Raw genomic sequence first — 17,954 nt, 5'->3', positions numbered from 1 at the left:
TCCTTCAACCGGTTGGGGCGAAACATGTCCGGGTTTCCTCCTTGCGTTGGCCGAGTGTAGGACCGCCGCATCATGTCGGACAATAACCCCCGTGCTTTTTGCGCATTCGCGGCGGGTTTCGAAAACCGGCGGCGATCCCTATATTCTGCCCGCCATGAACTCACTCGGTTTCGACAAGCCCCCGGCCGCGACGCGCGTCGTGGTCGCCATGTCCGGCGGCGTGGACAGCTCCGTCGTCGCGGCCCAGCTTGCCGAGCAGGGTTACGACGTCGTCGGCATCACGCTGCAGCTGTACGACCACGGCATCGCCATCCAGAGGAAGGGCGCCTGCTGCGCCGGGGCCGACATTTACGACGCCCGCACCGTGGCCGACCGCATCGGCTTCCCGCATTACGTGCTGGACTATGAGAGCCGCTTCGGCCAGGCGGTGATGGATGATTTCGCCGACAGCTATCTGCGCGGCGAGACGCCGATCCCCTGCATCCGCTGCAACCAGAAGGTCAAGTTCCGCGACCTGATGGAGACCGCGCGCGATCTCGGCGCCGACTGCCTGGCCACCGGCCATTATGTCCGCCGGGTCGAGGGGCCGCAGGGGCCGGAGCTGCACCGCGCCGTCGATGCCGGCAAGGACCAGAGCTACTTCCTGTTCGCGACGACGGCGGAGCAGCTGGCCTTCCTGCGCTTCCCGCTGGGCGGCAACGCCAAGGCCGCGACCCGGGCCGAGGCGGTGCGGCTGGGTCTGGTCGTCGCCGACAAGCCGGACAGCCAGGACATCTGTTTCGTGCCCGAGGGCCGCTACGGCGAGGTGGTGGCGCGGTTGCGCCCCGGCGCGGTCGGGCCCGGCGAGATCGTGCATCTCGACGGCACGGTGCTGGGCAGCCACCAGGGCATCGTCCACTACACCATCGGCCAGCGGAAGGGCCTGGGCATCGGCGGCCGCAGGTCCAACGACGAGCCGCTCTACGTCGTCCGGCTCGACCCCGAGGCGAAGCGCGTCATCGTCGGCCCCTGGTCGGCGCTGGCCCGGCACAGCGTGGCCCTGACCGAGCTGAACTGGCTGGATGCGGCCCCCGGCCCGGAAGGCCGCACGGTCGAGGCCAAGCTGCGCTCGGCCCAGGCGCCGGTGCCGGCGACGGTGCGGCTGACCGGCCCGGATGCGGCGGTGCTGGAGCTGCACGCGCCGCAGCACGGGGTGGCGCCGGGACAGGCCGCCGTGCTTTATGACGGCGACCGGGTGCTCGGCGGCGGCTTCATCGCCCGGGCCGAGCGCGCCGCCGCCTGACCTCAGAGATAAGCGGACAGAAAGGACACTTTGCCCATGTCGCTCGACGCCCTCGCCGAAGCCGTGCGCGGCCGCGCTGCCGGCGGCCCCGCGCTCGACGCCCGCGTCAAGTTCGACCTCGGCACCGACGGCTTCATCGTGCTCGACGGCACCGGACCGGCCCCCGCCGTGTCGATCGGCGACGCCCCGGCCGACGTGACCCTGACCATGAAGTCGGAGACGCTGCGGCGGATGGTCGACGGCTCGTTGAGCCCGACCATGGCCTACATGACCGGCAAGATCAAAGCCAACGGCTCTCTCACCGTCGGCATGAAGCTGGCCGCGCTCCTCGACGACTGAGGCCCACGACACTTCGACGGAAACCGCAGCGTCGGCGCGCGACATGCGCCCGCGCGCGGGGCATGGTCGGGCCACCCACCGAGGAGGCCCCCATGTCCGCATCCGCCGCCGAGCGCCCGCCCGTCACCGACTATCTGCTGCTGGTGCTGCTCGCCACCCTCTGGGGCGCCTCCTACAGCTTCATCAAGCTCGGCGTCGCCACCATCCCGCCGGTGACGCTGATCGCGGCCCGCACCGTGATCGCCGGCGGCATCCTGCTGCTGGTGCTGCGGCTGCGCGGCATCCGCATGCCGATGGATAGCCGGACCTGGCGGCTGTTCGCCGTGCAGGCGCTGGTCAACAGCACCATCCCCTTCGTTCTGATCGCCTGGGCCGAGACCCGGGTCGATGCCGGGCTGGCGGCGATCCTGAACTCGACCTCGCCGATCTTCACCTTCCTGTTCACCTGGGCGGTGACCCGGCACGAGGCGGTGACCGGCCGCAAGATGTTCGGCATCGCCGCCGGGATCGCCGGGATCACCCTGGTGATCGGCCTCGACGCCCTGTCCGGCGCCGGGCAGGCGCTGCTGCCGCAGCTGGCGATCGTCGCCGCCACGGTGTGCTACGGCATCGCCGCCATCTTCGGCCGCAACTTCAAGGGGCTGGACCCGATGGTGCCGGCCGCCGGGTCGATGCTGTCCGGCGCCGCCATGCTGATCCCGCTCAGCCTCGTGCTGGACCGGCCCTGGACTCTGGACCCATCCGCCAGCTCGCTCGGGGCGCTGGCCGGGCTGGCCGTGGTCTCGACCGCCCTGGCCTTCGTCCTCTACTTCCGGCTGATCGCCTCGCTCGGCTCGGTCGCCACCATGGCGCAGGCCTATCTGCGGGTGCCGGTCGGGGTGGCGATCGGCGTCCTGGCGCTGGGCGAGACCCCGGCCCCGACCGCGCTGTACGGCCTGGTGCTGGTTGTGATCGGCGTCGCCGCCATGACCTTGCCGAAGCGGGTGCGGACGGCGCAGGCGGCATAAGCCGGGCTGGATGCCGAACGTCTTCGCAAATTGCCTCTCCCGCACGCGGGAGAGGTAACATCCTACCGTCCTGCGCGACCGGGTGACCCGATCCGGCCTGAGCGTTCTGGTCAGCTTGCGGGGGTGCCCGCGACCACCGCGGTCGGGTCCTTGACCTGCAGCACCCGGGCGGCGACCGCCTTGACCTGGGCCGGCGTCACCGCCCCGATCAGGCCGGGATACTGGTCGATGAAGTCGCGGCCGCGGCCGGCGAGCTGCAGCGACAGCACATAGGCGGCCAGGCTGTCATGCGAGGCGAAGCCCAGCGGGTAGCTGCCGATCAGGTAGCTTTTCGCCTCGGCCACCTCCTGATCGGTCGGGCCGTCCTTCGCCAGCCGCGCGATCTCGTCCTGGATCACCGACAGGCTCTCGCCCGCCTTGTCCACCCGGGTGCCGGCGGTGATCAGCAGCAGCCCGGCGTGCCGGAGCTGGATGGTGTCGCTGTCGACCGAATAGGCCAAGCCGCGCTGCTCGCGCACCGCACGGTAGAGGCGCGAGGTGAAGGTCGAGCCACCGAGGATGTGGTTCATCACGATCGCCGGGAAATAGTCGGGATCGTCGCGCCGCGGCGAGGGGAAGCCGAGCTGGATCGACGCCTGCGACACCGCCATCGGCACCGTCTCGGTGCCCTTGGCGGCGATTTCGATCTCCGGCACCGGCGTGCGGTCGCCCTGGGCCGGCAGGCCGCCGAAGATGCGGTCCAGCGCCGACCCCAGCGTGGCGGCGTCGATGTCGCCGACCACGGCCAGGCGCAGCCCGTCGCGCGCGAACAGGCGGCGGCGCAGATCCTGCAGGTCGGCCGTGCCGATGGCGGCGACGCTGTCCTTGGTGCCGATCGACGGCCGGCCATAGGGATGGCCGGGGAAGGCGGCGGCGGACCAGCGGTCGTCGGCGATGGTGCCGGGGTCGTTCTCCTGGAAGTTCAGATCGGCCATGCGGCCGGCCTTGATCCGGTCGAGGTCGCCCTGCGCCAGAAGCGGCTCGGCCAGGGCCAGGCGCAGCAGCTCGAAAGCGGCCTCGCGCTCGGTGGTCAGTGTCTTCAGCTTGCCGCCGCTGTAGTCCTGCGAGGTCGAGAAGCCGAGCTGGATCGAGCGGTCGGCCAGCGCGGTCTTGAAGCCGGGCGCGTCATAGGGCCCAGCCCCCTCGGTCAGCATCTCGCCCAGCAGCGAGGCCAGCCCGGCCTTGCCGTCCGGGTCCTGGGCGGCGCCGCCGTCGAAGGAGAAGGACATGGTGACCGCGGGCACGGTGTGGTCCTCGACCAGCCAGGCCTCGATGCCGCCGGGGCTGACCACGCGGTCGATCGTGGTGGCGGCGGCGGGCAGCGTGGCGGCGGCGAGCAGCAGGCCGGCCAGGGCGGCGCGCAGCGGGGAAAGCATGAGCTTCATCGGTGTCGTCCTCGCGCGGTCAGGGCTGCTTGGCCTGGGTCGCATCCGCCGGCCGGGTCAGGAGCCCGGTGACGGAGCGCGGCGGCTGCAGGTAGGTCTGCGCAGCCTGCTGCACATCCGCAGCCTTGACCGCGGCGATGCGGCCCGGCCAGCCCTGCACGTCGGCGACGCTGCGGCCCAGCGCCGCCGCCTCGCCGAAGACCCGGGCCAGCGCCCCCGGATCGTCCTGGCCGTAGATCGCGCCGGCCAGCAGGCGGCGCTTGGCCCGCGCCAGCTCCTCCTCCGGCACCGCCTCGTCGCGCACGCCGGCCAGCACCGCGTCCATCGCCGCCTCGAGATCCGGCAGCGCCACGTCGCCGCGCGGCACGGCGTAGACGGCGAAGGGGCTGTAGTCGAGCGCGTCCGGGTCATAGCCGGCGCCGGCCATGGCCGCCTTGCCCTGCTCGGTGACCAAGGCGCGGTAGAGGCGGCCGGTCTCGCCCGACAGCACCGCCGCCAAGACCTGCAGCGCCGCGGCCTCGCCCGGCGCCGCGGTGACCACCGACGGGGCCAGGTAGTTGCGGCGCAGATAGGGCTGGCCGGCGCGGGCGTCGGTCAGATCCAGCCGGCGCGGCGCCGGCGGTTGCGGCTCCTGCGGCCGCACGCGCGGCGGCGGCTCGGCCCGGCGCTTGACCGGCCCGTAGATCTCCTCGGCCTGCGCCTTCACCACGGCGGGGTCGACATCGCCGGCGATCACCACCGTGGCGTTGTTCGGCGTGTAGAAGCGGTCGTAGAAGGCGATCGCGGTCTCGCGCCGCAGAGCCTCGATCTCCGACGGCCAGCCGATCACCGGCGCGCGGTAGGGGTGGTTGAGGTAGAGCACGGCGTTCATCGCCTCGCCGAGGCGGGACGACGGCTCGTTCTCGATCCGCATCCGCCGTTCCTCCAGCACCACGTCGCGCTCGGCGTTGACCCGCTTCTCCTCGAGCACGAGGTTCTGCATCCGGTCGGCCTCGTAGCGCATCACCAGGGCCAAGTTCTCTTTGGCCACGGACTGGTAGTAGGCGGTGTAGTCGGCAGTGGTGAAGGCGTTCTCGACCCCGCCGATCGCCGCCAGCTCCTGCGAGTAGCCCTGCGGATGCGACGTGGTGCCGTGGAACATCAGGTGTTCCAGGAAATGGGCGATGCCGGACTGGCCCGGCGCCTCGTCGGCGGAGCCGACGCGGTACCACACCATCTGCGTCACCACCGGGGCGGTGCCGGCCGCGATGACGATGAACTGCAGCCCGTTCTCGAGGGTGAAGCTCTGGGCCTGCGGCGCGATCCGCAGATCGTCCGGCAGCGGCGCCGGCGCCGCCAGCGGCGGGGCGGCTGTCGGTGCAGCAGGGGGCGCGGCCTGCTGGGCGAAGGACGGCGCGGCGACGGCGGCGCTCACCACGAGGGCGGCGGCAATCCGGCGGACGGAGTGGGGCATCGCGGTCATGCCTCTAGGTAACGGAAGCACGGCCGCCGCCGCAAGCCGCGGCGGCGTTCTGCGACACTGTCCCGGGCGGCTTGACAGGGGCGGCGGCGGGCGCGTATACGCTCGGCCCCGATGGCTGGGTAGCTCAGTGGTAGAGCAGGGGAATCATAATCCCTTGGTCGGGGGTTCAAATCCCTCCCCAGCTACCATCGAATTTCCTGAACGTTCCTGCGAACTTCCGCGGCGGGACAAGGGCTTGCAAGGCGGAGAGACCGATCCCGGTTCTCCGCCTTTTTCGTTCGCTGCCTCGGCCCGGGGCAGGAGCGCGGCAAGCGCGAAGAAGGAGTAGACCCTACCCTCCGTCGGTGGGCTGGTGCGATCTCCCGGCCAGCCTGCTGCCGCCGGAAGGTGATCTATGCCGAGGACGGCCGCAGGCCTAGGCTTTCCCCAGGAGTGAGGTGAGCCGGCGTTCCCCCGCCAACAGGCCCTCAGATCCCCACACGGGACCGGACAGGGCGCCTCGCCCTCCAAGGGGGCAGCCTGTCCGGTCCTGTGACCATTCCGCCAAGGCCAGCCGGGCTCCCTCCAACGCTGTAGCCGGCATATCCGGATGGTCGCCTGGGTCGAGGCAGGCCGGTCACCTACCCTTGCCTCGGGGAATGGCGGCTGCGCCGCAACACGGCTGCCAAGCCCCCGCATGGGGCCGGGCGGATCGCCAATCGGGAGGGATGAGGCGTCCGTCCGGTCCCATGTTGCATCCCGCGCTGCCTGTTTCACGCCCATTGCCTCCGACAGAGCAGGCCGTGACGCCGGGGACTACCCCACGGCGGAAAGCCGCAGCGTCGTCTCCCCGCCCTTCATTTTCGCGGCCTGCGCCGCGGCTGAGCCCGAACCGCGATCAGGCCGGCAGCAGCGGGGCGACCCGCTCCTGGATCGCCGCCACCGCCTCCTGCGGCGATTTGCGGCCGAGCACCGCCAGCTGGACCTCCTCGAGGAAGGTGGCCTGGGCACGCACCGCCTCGGGGAAGGCCGGGAAGGCCGGCCGGGCCTTGGCCAGGGCCGCCGCCTCGATCTTCGCCAGGGGCTGCGCCGCGGCGAAGCCGGCATCGGCATAGGTCGAGACGCGGACCGGGCCGTTGCCGTTGCGCGCCGCCCCGAGCGTGACCGCCTTGCTTGAGACCGCCTTGATGAAGCTCCAGGACAGCGCCTTGTCGGTCGAGTTCGCCGGAATCGCCATGGCCCAGGATTCGACCACCGCCGCCATCTCGACATCGGCGGGGAGCGCCGAGGATCCGGGGAACGCGACCGCCTTGATCTTGCCGGGGACCGAGGACTGCTCGGGGTTGTTGAGCTGGGCGAAGCGGGCGAAGGGCAGCACGCCGAAAGCGGCGCGGCCCTGCTGCAGCCAGGTCACCATGTCGTCGTTGCGGGTGTTGGCGTAGCTGCGCGGCAGCGCGCCGGCCTGGAACAGGTCGGCCAGCACCGCCAGCCCCTTCTCCATCGCCGCCGGGTCGGGCAGGAGCTTGCGGTCGGTGCTGATGAAGTCGCCGCCGAAGGCGCGGGCGAACATCACCGGGAACACCGCGAGGTCGCTGGCCAGGATCATCCCGACCACCCGGTTTCCGGCGGCGGAGGTAAAGGTCAGCTTCTTCGCCTGCCCGACCAGTTCCTCGAGCGTCGCGGGCGGGGCGCTGAAGCCGGCCTCCTCCAGCAGCGCCTCGTTGTAGAACAGGGCCTGGGTGGCGTGCCGCACCGGAATGCCCACCAGCTTGCCGTCGACGGTCACGGCGCGGCGCAGGCCGGGGGCGATGTCGTCGATATCCTCGATCGGGTCGGACGCCTGGAAGGTGTCGAGCGGCTCGAACAGCCCGGCGATCTGCGGCGTCACCCGGTTGTCGATGACGTAGCCGACATTGAAGCCGGTCTGGCCCAGGCTGGCCTCGCGGAACAGCCGGTCCTGCAGCGGATTGCTGTCGAGGGTGGTCCAGGCGATCTCCGCCCCTGCCGCCTGGCGCCATGGGGCGATGACGTCGCCGGCCGTGCCCTTGGTCAGCACGTTCTGATGCACCAGATGCGACAGCACGTTCAGTGTCTTGGCCTGGGCCGAGGCGGTCCGGCCCAGCGCCATGGCGGCGGCGCCGGCCACGGTGCCGGCCAGCAGGTTTCGCCTCGTCAGCTGCGTCTTCATGTGTTCCTCCCTGTCTCGTTCATCCCTTGGTCGCGCCGGCGGTGAGGCCGGCGACCAGGAACCGGTTCATGGCGATCACGAACAACAGCACCGGCAGCAGCTGGATCGTGGCCGCGGCGAACAGCACGCCCCAGTCGACGCCGTCGACCGAGCTGATCATCTCCGACAGAACGAAGGGCGCGGTCTTGGCCCGGGTGGCGGTGAAGATGAAGGCGAACAGGAACTCGTTCCAGGCGAACACCACCACGAAGACGGCGACCGCCAGCATGCCCGGCGCCGCCAGCGGCAGCACGATCCGGCGCAGCACGGTGAGGCGCCCGGCTCCGTCGATCACCGCGGCCTCGTCCAGCTCGCGCGGCACCTGGTCGATGAAGGTGCGCATCAGGATCGTGCCCAGCGACACGAAGAAGCTCGTGTACAGCAGGATCAGGACCAGATGGGTGTCGTTCAGCCCGAGCAGGTTGACGATCGGGAACAGCGGCAGGGTGACCACGATCGGCGGGATCAGGCGCACGCCGATCAGGAGATAGACCGAGCCGGCGAGGACCCGGCCGCGGTGCCGCGAATAGGCATAGCCGGCGAGCGAGCTGACGGCGACGGCCAGCGCGGCGGAGCCGGCGGTGACGATCAGGCTGTTGACCAGCCCGTCGAAGAAGCTGCCCCAGCGCTGCCAGAGGTGCTGGTAATGCAGCAGCGTCGGCTCGAACAAGAGCTTGGGCGGCACCGCGAAGATGTCTCGGCCCGGCTTGAACGACGACAGGACGATGAAGGCGATCGGGACGATCGACCAGGCGACCACCGCGGCGACGGCGACGGCCTTGCCGGCCTTGACCAGGAGGCGGTCAGCGCGCATCGGCCGCCATCCCCTTGCGCAGCCGCAGGATATAGGCGGTGGCCAGCAGCAGCGAGACCACGACCATGATCCAGGCGGTGGCGGCGGCGGTGCCGAAGGAGTTGTAGCGGAACGCCTCGAGATAGAGGTAGACGGCCACGACCTCCGTGGTCCGCGCCGGCCCGCCCTGGGTCAGCAGCCAGATCTCGGAGAACAGCCGGAAGGCGAAGATGTAGCGAAACAGCATGGCGATCAGGATCGCCGGCGCCAGCAGCGGCAGGGTGACATTGCGGAACAGCTGCAGCGGCGAGGCGCCATCCGCCCGCCCGGCCTCGTACAGGTCCTTCGGGATCGCCAGCCGGGCGGCGTAGAGGATGACGAAGGTGAAGGGCAGGTGCAGCCAGATGGTCAGCAGCCCGACCAGCACCAGCCCGTGCGACGGCACAAACGTCCAGTCCAGCGTCGGCAGGCCGAGATCCAGGAGCGCGTTGGTCACCGGGCCGACATCGGGGTCGAACAGGAAGCGCCACATCGCCGCCGCCGTCACCTCGCTGATCGCATAGGGCGCCAGCACGACGACCAGCAGCAGGCGCCGGGCCGGCAGGCCGCTGGCGAACAGCAGCGCGATGCCAAGGCCGAGCAGCAGCTCGAGATGCACCGCCACCGCCACCACGGCGACGGTGTTGAGCAGCGACCGCCAGAAATAGCCGTCGGACAGCACGTGGAGATAGTTGTCGAAGCCGACGAAGCTCGCCGCCTGGCCGAAGCTGGAAGCCTGAAAGCTGAGCCAGAGCACGAAGGCCGACGGAATCACGATGACGCCCAGCACCAGGACGTGCACCGGCGCGACCAGCGGCAGCGCCCCCGCCAGCCCCTGTCTCAGACGCTTCCAGCGTGCTTGCATTCCGCCTCCCGGGCCGCTTCTTGGTCGGAAACGCCGCCTGCCCCGAGCCCTGGGCGGCGGCGATGTTCGGTGCGGGGCGTCAGGCCGCCGCGGCGAGCGGCACGCGGCCCTCGACGGTGGTGCGATACATCACCCGGCGGTAGCCGGGATAGTCGTTGATCGCCGTGTGCAGCACGAAGGGGTTGTTCCACATGCCCAGCGTGCGCGGCGCCCAGCGCAGGCGGCAGTGGAACTCCGGCCGCGTCGCCCTGGCCATCAGGAAGTCGATCAGCGGCCTGCTCTCCTCCTCGGTCATGCCCTTGAAATGGGTCAGGACGCTGCTGACGAAGACATAGCGCCGCCCTGTGACCGGATGGCCGCAGATCACCGGGTGCTCGACCGCCGCGTTCTCGATCGCCGCGACATCCGCGGTGACGCCGAGCCGCTTCTGCATCGCGTTGATCGCGAACACGCCGCGCCCGCTGTGGATGCCGGTCAGGCCTTCGAGGATCGCGACCAGCCGCGGCGACAGCGATTGGTAGGCCTTCTCCAGGCTGGTGAAGCAGGTGTCGCCGCCGACCGGCGGCACCTCCTCGCCATACAGCATGGTGACCCCGGGCGGCTTCGCCAGCCAGGCCAGGTCCATGTGCCAGTCCTCGCCGATCACCTTGCCGGTGTCGTCGGGCTCGCGCACGAAGCGGACGATGTCGTCGAACCCCTCCATCGGGGTGTGCACAGGGTTGCCGCTGAACGGCCCGAAGCGGCGGGCGACCTGCTGCAGCGTGGCCGGGTCCAGCGCCTGATCGCGCACCGCCAGCACATGGTAGTCGTGCAGGGCGCGCAGCACCTCGGCGAAGCTGTCCTCGGCCGCCGTCCTGAGGTCGACGCCGATGATCTCCGCCCCCAGCGCGCCGGTGAACGGCCGAACCTCGAATTGCGTGAAGCGCTCGTCCCGCATCCCCTGCCCGCCTCCCTCGATGGCCGCGCTCTGTCGACGGCGTGCCACTGACTTACGTGTAAGTAAGTACACGGCTATGGCGGCACCGTCAACGGGTCTGGATGATCAGTTCTGCGGTTCTCCGGCCGCGCTGATCAGGCGGCCGAGCGCCCGGAACAGCAGCTCGATCTCCTCGAACCGGCCGGAATCCTGGGTCATCGGCGGGCAGGACAGCAGGGTGACGCGCAGCACCCGGACGACATCCTCGACATCAGTCCCCGGCCGCAGCTGGCCCGCTTTCGCCGCCTCGCCGACCGCGTGGCGGAGGCAGAGATCGTAGGTCCGGTTGACGCGCTCCAACGCCGCCACCGCCTCTTCGCCGAGCGTCGGCAGGTCGTGGCGCAGCCGCGACAGCGGGCTCCAGACATGGCGGTCCCCATCGCTCTTGTTGAAACGGTCGTAGAAACGGCACAGGTCGTCCAGCTGCATCGCCAGCCGATCGGCGAAGGGGGCGCTGCCGTCCAGCCAGTAGCGCCGGATGCGGGCCTCGGCGTTCGCGGCGATGTCCTCGATCAGCTCCCGCATCAGCTGCTGCTTGCTGCCGAAGTGATGGTGGATGTTGGCGCGCGTGGTGCCGATCGCGGCGGCGATGTCGCCGAAGCTGAAGCCTTCATGTCCCCGCAGGACATAAAGCTCGGCGGCGACCGCCTTGATGCGGTCGCGCGTGCCGCCGGCGGCGTCACCGCTGTCCTGACGTGCCATGTCGTGCGCCCCCTGTTCGACTGTCTCCGGGGCGTTGTGAGGCAAACCGCACGGCTTTGTACAGCCGGCGTCGCAGACGCGCGGCGGTCAGCCCGGGCTGTGCCCGGCCAGGCGCGGCAGCAGGCGGGCCCAGCCGACCAGGCCGTCGCGGAACCGCTCCAGCCGGAAGAACTCGTTCGGCGAGTGGTAGTCCTCGTCGGCGGTCGAGAAGCTGAAGAACACCGTCTCGATCCCCAGCACGCGGCGGAACACGCCGCCGATCGGGATGGTCGCGCCCATCGCCACCCGCAGCGGCGGCTGGCCGAACAGCTCACCCAGCACCCCCTCGGTCAGCGCCAGCACCGGGTGGTCGGCCGGCAGGGCGAAGGCCGGCGAGCCCGGGCCGTGGCGGCGGATCTCCAGGCGATAGCCGGCCGGGGCATGCCGGCGCAGATGTGCCTCGATCGCGGCGAAGACCCGCTCCGGATCCTGGCCGGCGACCAGGCGGCAGGAGATCTTGGCCCCTGCCTTGGCCGGGATCACCGTCTTGGTGCCGGGGCCGCCATAGCCGCCGGTGATGCCGTTCAGCTCCAGCGTCGGCTTCAGCCATTGCCGCACCAGCAGCTCCTCGGCCGAGGGCATCGGCTGCGGCGCCGCCGCGCCGATCGCCGCGAAATAGCCCTGCGGGTCGAAGCCGGAGGCCTGGATCGCCTCGATCAGCTTCGGATCGGGCGGGGTGATGCCGTCATCGAAGCCGGCGACCGCGACCTCGCCGGCCTCGTCATGCAGAGTCGCCAGCAGCCGGGCCAGGGCCGGCAGCGGGTTGGGCGCGCTGCCGCCATGCCGGCCGGAATGCAGGTCCTTGCCGGCGCCGTGCAGCTCCAGCTCCAGCGCCAGCATGCCGCGGCTGGCGACGGTGACGGTCGGCAGATCGGGCCGCCACATCGCCCCGTCGGCCGACAGCACCACATCGGCCGCCAGCCGCTTTGCCTCCGCCTCGACCAGCGCCTCGAGATGGGCGCTGCCGCATTCCTCCTCGCCCTCGAACAGGAATTTCAGGTTGACCGGCAGGCTGCCGTCGCGCTCCAGGAAGGCCTCGGCCACCAGGATCGGGATCAGCGACGGCCCCTTGTCGTCTGAGGCGCCGCGGGCGTAGAGGCGGCCGTCGCGGATCTCGGGCGCGAAGGGCGGGGAGGTCCACAGATCCACCGGGTCAGGCGGCTGCACGTCGTAATGGCCGTAGACCAGCACGGTCGGCGCGCCCGGGGCGTGGCACCATTCCGCCACGACCGCCGGATGGCCCTCGGTCGGCAGGATCTCGACCCGCTCCAGCCCCGCCCGGGCCATTCGGTCGGCGACGAAGCGGGCCGCCCGCTCGACCTCCGGCTTGTAGGTGGGATCGGTGCTGACGCTCGGGATCGAGCAGTACTGCTTCAGCTCCTCGACGGACCGTTCGAACCGGTCCAGCAGCAGGGTTTCGACCGTGCTCATTTGCCTCCGTCCACGCTCAGCACCTGGCCGCTGATCCAGCCGGCCGAATCGGAGGCGAAGAACAGCACGGCATTGGCGATGTCGTCGACCGTTCCGAGCCGCCGCAGCGCGATCGACCCCATCAGCCGGGCCTGGCCCGCCTCGCCCATCGCCTCCCATTGCCGCTCGGTCGTCGGGTTGGAGCGGACGAAGCCGGGCGCGACATTGTTCACGGTGATGCCCCAAGCCCCCAGCTCATGCGCCAGCTGCCGGGTCAGGCCGATCTGCCCGGCCTTGGCGCTGGCATAGGCCTGGATCCCGGTCAGGCTGACGCCGAGCCCGGCGCCGCTGGAGATGTTGACGATGCGGCCGCCGCCGCGGCGCTTCATGCCCGGCGCCACCGCCTGGGCGCACCAGAACGCGCCGGACAGGTTGACGTCGAAGATCGCCTGCCAGGCCTCGGGCCCGATCTCCTCGATCGGCCGGCCGACCTGGCCGAGCACGCCGCCGGCATTGTTGACCAGCACGTCCACGGCGCCTGAAGCCGCCTCGGCCTCGGCCACCAGCGCCTGCACCGCGGCGCGGTCGGTGACGTCGACGGCGCGCACCGCCCCCTGCGCCCCGATCAGCCGCCCGGTCTCGGCCAGCTCCCCCGCCAGCAAGTCGCAGGCCCAGACCGCCGCGCCGCGTCCGGCGAAGGCGGCGGCGATGGCCCGGCCGAAGCCATGGGCGGCGCCGGTCACGATGACTGTCCGGCCGGTGAAATCCTGGGTCATGAGACGCCCCCTGTAGATTGGGTTCGCGGTAGCGAACCCAACATGGCGCGACGAGAACGGCGTTGGGTTCGCTAACGCGAACCCAACGAATCAGGCCGAGACGGCCTCCAACTCGTCCAGCAGGGCCAGCGCCATCTCGCGCCGCCCGGCCTCGATGTCGTGCACCAGCGCGATCAGCCGCGCCGTGATCGGCGTCGGCACGCCGTGCTGCGCCCCGATCTCGACGATCGGGCCGAGCTGGGCATCGACCTCGGTCGGCCGGCGGCGCACCGCCAGGTCGCGCCAGATGCCGGAATGGCTTTTCGCCGATTTGCGGTTGTGCGCCACCATGTCATCGAAGGATTTGGTGGTCGCCTCCGCGGGCGCGCCGGGACGGAACGCCGAGGGGTCGAAGCCGTCGAAGGCCTCCGGCCGGATCCCAGCCGCCGCGGCCACGGCGCCGACCTCCAGCCCCAGCCGGGTCAGCACCGGCCGGTGGCGCGGCGCCGCCAGCACGTCGGCGATCGAGTCCGGGGTCACGGCCGTGGCGAACAGCAGCGCGCCATAGATCAGCTTGCCCCAGAGATAGCCCCAGATGTTGTCGGTCAGCACCGCCTGCGGCTCGAACCGGCGCAGCAGGCTGTGCAGCTGCTCGATCCGCGGCGTACGCTCGCCGTCCAGCTCGCCGGCCACCACCGCGCCGCGACCGCCATAGAGGATCACGCCGGGCTCGAGGTAGTCGGCGCCGAAATTGACGAAGCAGCCGATCGTCCGGACCTTCTCGATCTTCGCCGCGATCACCCGTTCGTTCAGACCGTTCTGCAGCGAGGCGACATAGCCGCAGCGCGTCAGATGCGGGGCCACGGCCTCGATCGCCCCGGCGGTGTGGTGCGCCTTGACGCAGAGGAAGATGCGCTCGAACACGCCCTCGACCGCGTCCGGCGTCACCGCGCGGGCCGGCACCGTGTATTCGGTGATGGGGCCGGTGATGCGCAGGCCGCGCTGGTTGATCGCGGCGACATGGTCGGCGGCCTGGTCGACGAACAGCACGTCGACCCCGGCGCGCAGCAGGGCGGCGCCCACGGTGCCGCCGATGGCGCCGGCGCCCCAGACCAGGATCGGCGTGATCTCTCTCATGCCCAGGGTCCTTCGAGCAGCGCCCGGGTTTCGGCCACCGCCACGTCCCAGATCGCCTGCATCTCCTCGTCCGTGCGCTGGTAGTAGCCGCCGAAATTGCCGTCGCCGAGATAGCGCCGCACCGCCTCGGGGTCCATCACCCGCATCCGGGCGAAATCGATCATCGGCTTGCGCTGGGTCGGCTGGTCGACCCCGGCCAGCCGGGTCCAGGGGAAGTTCTCCATCCAGGAGGCGTGCGAGGCGACGGCGTCGATCTCCTGCACCTTGGCGAAGGTCTCCGGCGCGTTCCACCAGTTGTGGAACTTCACGGCCGTGCCCGGATGGCCGGTCATCCATTCGGTCGCCACCGACTGGGCCGGCTGGTTGCCGCCATGGCCGTTGACGATCAGGATGCGGCGGAAGCCGGCGCGGTGCAGGCTGTCCAGGATGTCCTGCACCAGCCTTGCATAGGTCTCGACCCGCAGGCTGACCGTGCCGGGATAGGCCAGGAAATACGGGGTGATGCCGTAGGCCACGACCGGGAACACCGGCACGCCCAGCGGCTCCGCCGCCTCGGCCCCGACCCGCTCGCTGAGGATACTGTCGACCGACAGGCTCAAGCCCGCATGCTGCTCGGTGCTGCCCAGCGGCAGCACGGCGCGGTCGTCGCGTTGCAGCCAGGCTTCGACCTGGCTCCAGTTCATCTCGCTGATCTTCACGGCACGGCCTCCTGCGGTTCGGCGACGCCCTCGGCCTCGGGCGAGAGCAATGGGACGATCTGCTGGTCGACATCCACCGGGTCCGGGCTGTGCCGGTACTCGATCGCCCTGACCCCGGGGCGCAGCCGGGGCAGCACGCTTTCGGCGCCGGTCGAGAGGACGACGACATCGGATTGGTCGATCACGGTCTCGAGCGCCGGCGTGCCCAGCGCGGCGCCGGCGACCTGGCGGACATGCGGGGCGAAGCGCTGCACCCCGGATTTCATGATCGGCAGGAAATCGGCGAAGCGCGAGGCGATGCCCAGCCGGGCCAGCGGGTCCAGCCCGGCCAGGGCCCGCCGCGTCTCCTCCGACGGGATGAAACGGATCGCCATCACCCGGCTGTCCGGCAGCAGCGCCGCGGCCTCGCGCTGGCGGTTCGGGAAGGTCACCACCAGCTCGGCCTCCGCCGCCCGGCGGCGCGCCGATTCGTCGCCGCGCAGCTCGTCCATGGTCAGCGGCTGCACCGCCGTGCCGTCCGGCAGCCGGGACTGGATCGCGGCGGCATAGGCGCGGGTGGCGTCGCCGAACAGGCCGAGCATGACCACGGTGCGGGCCGGCCGCCGCGGCCGGCGCTGCATCAGGCGCGCCTGGACCATGCCGGTCAGGTCGGCCGGGGTCAGCCCGATCGCCACGGCGTCGTCGATCAGGTGGTCGAGCCGGCGCTGGATCTCGGCGATCTCGGTGCGCGGCCGCCGCCGCGGCTCGCCGCTCTCGGCGACGAAGCTGCCGCGGCCGCGGCGGGTCTCGATCAGCCCGGCCTCGCGCAGGCCGCGATAGACCAGGGCCACCGTCATCGGCGCCACCGCCAGCGACTCCGCCAGCTCGCGCACCGAGGGCAGCCGCTCGCCCGGGCTCAGCTCGCCGCAGGCGATGCCGTATTCGATCAGGCCCTTGACCTGGAGCCCGAGAGGCACCGGCAGCTCGCGGTCGATCTGCAGCTTCATGGGGCGATGATCTCCTGTATCAACCCACTAGCACACTCATTCGAGCAACAGCAACGCAGTTTCCAGATTTTGGCCAAGACATTGCATTTGTTTCTTTATCGAGCCCTTCTGTCGTCGATTGACTCTCCCGCCGCCCTGGCGTTAGCGTTCTAATACGCCAGAACACATGGCGACCCGGGAGGGGCTTCAATCAACAGTGGAGGTCGCGATGAGGATGCTGCTGAAGGCAGCCGTGGCGGCGGTTTTGCTGGCAGGGACGAGCGCGGGCGCGCTGGCGGTCGAGCGCGGCGGCGAGATGCGGTACGGCCGCTATGCCGACAGCCTGTTCCTGGACCCGGTGCTGAACGACGCCAATGTCGACATCTGGATCCTGACCAATCTCTACGACACGCTGCTGCAGCCATCGGCCGACGGGATGTCGGTGGAGCCGGGCCTGGCTACGGCCTGGACGGTGTCCGATGACGGGATGTCGGTCACCCTGACCCTGCGCGAGGGCACCAAGTTCTCGGACGGCAAGCCGATCACGGCCGAGGACGTGAAATGGTCGCTGGACCGGGCGCGCAACCCGAAGAACGGCATCTGGAATAACCTGATCGCCTCGATCGGCGATATCGTGGTCCAGGACCCGAAGACGGTGGTGCTGAAGCTGCAGCACCCGGACCCGGCGCTGATCGCCGCGCTGTCGACCTTCAACACCGCGATCCTGCCGCAGGCCGCCTTCGAGGCGACGCCGGGCGCCACCGACGACGAGAAGGCGCACGCCTTCGCCGAGCACCCGGTCGGCTCCGGCCCCTTCAAGTTCGACAAGTGGGAGCGCGGGTCGTCGATGCGGATCGTGCGCAATCCCTACTACTGGAAGCAGGGCGAGGACGGAAAGCCGCTGCCCTATCTCGACGCCGTCGATTTCGAGATCATCCCGGACGACGCCACCCGCATCCTGAAGCTGCAATCGGGCGAGCTGGACGGCGCCGAGTTCATCCCCTACGCGCGGGTCGCCGAGCTGAAGGCCGATGCCGACCTGCAGATGCAGCTCTACCCGTCGACCCGGGTGCAGTATATCACTATGAATGTCCGGCCGAAGCTGGCCGACGGCAGCGACAACCCGCTGGCGAACGAGAAGGTGCGGCAGGCGCTGAACTATGCCGTCGACAAGGATGCGATCATCCAGATCGTCACCCATGGCGTCGGCAAGCCGCAGACCTCGTTCATGTCGTCGGCGACGCTGTATCACACCGGCGACACGCCGCTGTATCCGGTCGACCCCGCCAAGGCCAAGCAGTTGCTGCAGGAGGCCGGTTTCGGCGACGGTTTCAGCACCAAGATCATGGCGCTGCCGGGCAACCAGGACCAGCTCGGCATCGGCGCCGCGGTGCAGCAGATGTGGGCGGCGATCGGGGTGAAGCTGGAGATCGAGCAGGTCGACAACGCGACCCTGACCGACCGCTACCGCAAGGGCAACTTCTCGATGCGGATGGCTGCCTGGACCGACGACCTGAACGACCCGAGCGAGATCACCTCCTACTTCGCCTATTCGCCGGTGATCGAGGCGCTGCATTCGGGCTGGAAGAACGACCAGGTCGACAAGCTGTTCGAGGCCTCGCAGAAGGAGAGCGACGCCAAGAAGCGGGCCGACCAATACGCCCAGATCCAGAAGATCTACACCGAGTCCGGTCCGATCCTGTACCTGTATGAGACGCCCTATCCGGTGGCGCTGCGCAAGAACGTGCAGGGTTTCGTCCAGATCCCGCTCGGCAACAATATCTTCGCCGGGGCGTATCTGACGAAGTGATGCGGATGCGTCGATCGAGCCGCCTCATGGCTGAACCTTCCGGTT

16 protein-coding genes and 1 tRNA gene are annotated in these 17,954 nt (G+C 70.2%); 5 read left to right on the top strand and 12 right to left on the bottom strand.

Annotated features, from left to right (window positions below):
- The first annotated feature begins 154 nt into the window (after positions 1-154).
- The 3 genes from mnmA (at position 155) to FFK22_RS05480 (ending at position 2,628) form a co-directional block, all read left to right on the top strand.
- A complete protein-coding gene (gene mnmA, locus FFK22_RS05490) occupies positions 155-1,282 on the top strand; it encodes a tRNA 2-thiouridine(34) synthase MnmA (RefSeq protein ID WP_138887530.1) in 1,128 nt (375 codons plus the stop codon).
- Between the two features lie 36 nt (positions 1,283-1,318).
- Positions 1,319-1,621, top strand: a complete 303-nt coding sequence (locus FFK22_RS05485; RefSeq protein ID WP_138887529.1) for an SCP2 sterol-binding domain-containing protein — start codon at positions 1,319-1,321, stop codon at positions 1,619-1,621.
- A 92-nt stretch (positions 1,622-1,713) separates the two neighbouring features.
- Positions 1,714-2,628: a DMT family transporter gene (locus tag FFK22_RS05480; protein WP_138887528.1), complete on the top strand. Its 915-nt coding sequence runs from the start codon at positions 1,714-1,716 to the stop codon at positions 2,626-2,628.
- A gap of 110 nt (positions 2,629-2,738) precedes the next feature.
- On the opposite strand, the gene FFK22_RS05475 is transcribed toward FFK22_RS05480, so the two are convergent.
- Together FFK22_RS05475 and FFK22_RS05470 are read right to left on the bottom strand one after the other, a co-directional pair.
- A complete protein-coding gene (locus tag FFK22_RS05475; protein ID WP_186002320.1) occupies positions 2,739-4,052 on the bottom strand; it encodes a pitrilysin family protein in 1,314 nt (437 codons plus the stop codon).
- Positions 4,053-4,071: 19 nt separating this feature from the next.
- Positions 4,072-5,505, bottom strand: coding sequence for a pitrilysin family protein (locus tag FFK22_RS05470; protein ID WP_221938406.1), 1,434 nt, complete (start codon positions 5,503-5,505; stop codon positions 4,072-4,074).
- A gap of 122 nt (positions 5,506-5,627) precedes the next feature.
- On the opposite strand from FFK22_RS05470, the gene FFK22_RS05465 reads away from it, so the two are divergent.
- Positions 5,628-5,702, top strand: a tRNA-Met gene (locus tag FFK22_RS05465).
- A 689-nt stretch (positions 5,703-6,391) separates the two neighbouring features.
- On the opposite strand, the gene FFK22_RS05460 is transcribed toward FFK22_RS05465, so the two are convergent.
- The 10 genes from FFK22_RS05460 to FFK22_RS05415 form a co-directional block, all read right to left on the bottom strand.
- Positions 6,392-7,681: an ABC transporter substrate-binding protein gene (locus FFK22_RS05460; protein WP_138887525.1), complete on the bottom strand. Its 1,290-nt coding sequence runs from the start codon at positions 7,679-7,681 to the stop codon at positions 6,392-6,394.
- A gap of 19 nt (positions 7,682-7,700) precedes the next feature.
- Positions 7,701-8,534 (bottom strand): carbohydrate ABC transporter permease, encoded by an 834-nt coding sequence (locus tag FFK22_RS05455; protein ID WP_138887524.1) that lies wholly within the window; start codon positions 8,532-8,534, stop codon positions 7,701-7,703.
- Entirely contained in the window at positions 8,524-9,417 is an 894-nt protein-coding gene (locus tag FFK22_RS05450; RefSeq protein WP_138887523.1) for a carbohydrate ABC transporter permease, read from the bottom strand. The genes FFK22_RS05455 and FFK22_RS05450 overlap by 11 nt, the downstream gene beginning before the upstream one ends.
- Positions 9,418-9,496: 79 nt before the next feature.
- Positions 9,497-10,354 carry a TauD/TfdA family dioxygenase gene (locus tag FFK22_RS05445; protein ID WP_138887522.1) on the bottom strand — a complete coding sequence of 286 codons (858 nt, stop codon included), beginning with the start codon at positions 10,352-10,354 and terminating at the stop codon, positions 9,497-9,499.
- Between the two features lie 105 nt (positions 10,355-10,459).
- Positions 10,460-11,095: a TetR/AcrR family transcriptional regulator gene (locus FFK22_RS05440; protein WP_138887521.1), complete on the bottom strand. Its 636-nt coding sequence runs from the start codon at positions 11,093-11,095 to the stop codon at positions 10,460-10,462.
- A gap of 87 nt (positions 11,096-11,182) precedes the next feature.
- Positions 11,183-12,565, bottom strand: a complete 1,383-nt coding sequence (locus tag FFK22_RS05435) for a dipeptidase (RefSeq protein ID WP_138887520.1) — start codon at positions 12,563-12,565, stop codon at positions 11,183-11,185.
- The gene (locus tag FFK22_RS05430; RefSeq protein WP_138887519.1) at positions 12,562-13,320 is read right to left on the bottom strand and encodes an SDR family NAD(P)-dependent oxidoreductase; all 759 of its coding nucleotides are present in this window, start codon (positions 13,318-13,320) and stop codon (positions 12,562-12,564) included. The genes FFK22_RS05435 and FFK22_RS05430 overlap by 4 nt, the downstream gene beginning before the upstream one ends.
- 90 nt (positions 13,321-13,410) lie before the next feature.
- Complete coding sequence (locus FFK22_RS05425) at positions 13,411-14,436, bottom strand: ketopantoate reductase family protein (RefSeq protein ID WP_138887518.1); 1,026 nt, start codon at positions 14,434-14,436, stop codon at positions 13,411-13,413.
- Positions 14,433-15,134 carry a creatininase family protein gene (locus tag FFK22_RS05420; RefSeq protein ID WP_138887517.1) on the bottom strand — a complete coding sequence of 234 codons (702 nt, stop codon included), beginning with the start codon at positions 15,132-15,134 and terminating at the stop codon, positions 14,433-14,435. The genes FFK22_RS05425 and FFK22_RS05420 overlap by 4 nt, the downstream gene beginning before the upstream one ends.
- On the bottom strand, positions 15,131-16,120 hold the full coding sequence (locus FFK22_RS05415) for a GntR family transcriptional regulator (protein WP_138887516.1): 990 nt from the start codon (positions 16,118-16,120) through the stop codon (positions 15,131-15,133). The genes FFK22_RS05420 and FFK22_RS05415 overlap by 4 nt, the downstream gene beginning before the upstream one ends.
- A gap of 208 nt (positions 16,121-16,328) precedes the next feature.
- Between FFK22_RS05415 and FFK22_RS05410 the strand changes: the two genes are divergently transcribed.
- Positions 16,329-17,909: an ABC transporter substrate-binding protein gene (locus FFK22_RS05410; protein WP_138887515.1), complete on the top strand. Its 1,581-nt coding sequence runs from the start codon at positions 16,329-16,331 to the stop codon at positions 17,907-17,909.
- The last annotated feature ends 45 nt before the right edge of the window (positions 17,910-17,954 follow it).

It is taken from the genome of Mycobacterium sp. KBS0706, from assembly GCF_005938675.2.
Lineage (GTDB): Bacteria > Pseudomonadota > Alphaproteobacteria > DSM-16000 > Inquilinaceae > Inquilinus.
This window is presented reverse-complemented; position numbering and strand designations above follow the sequence as displayed.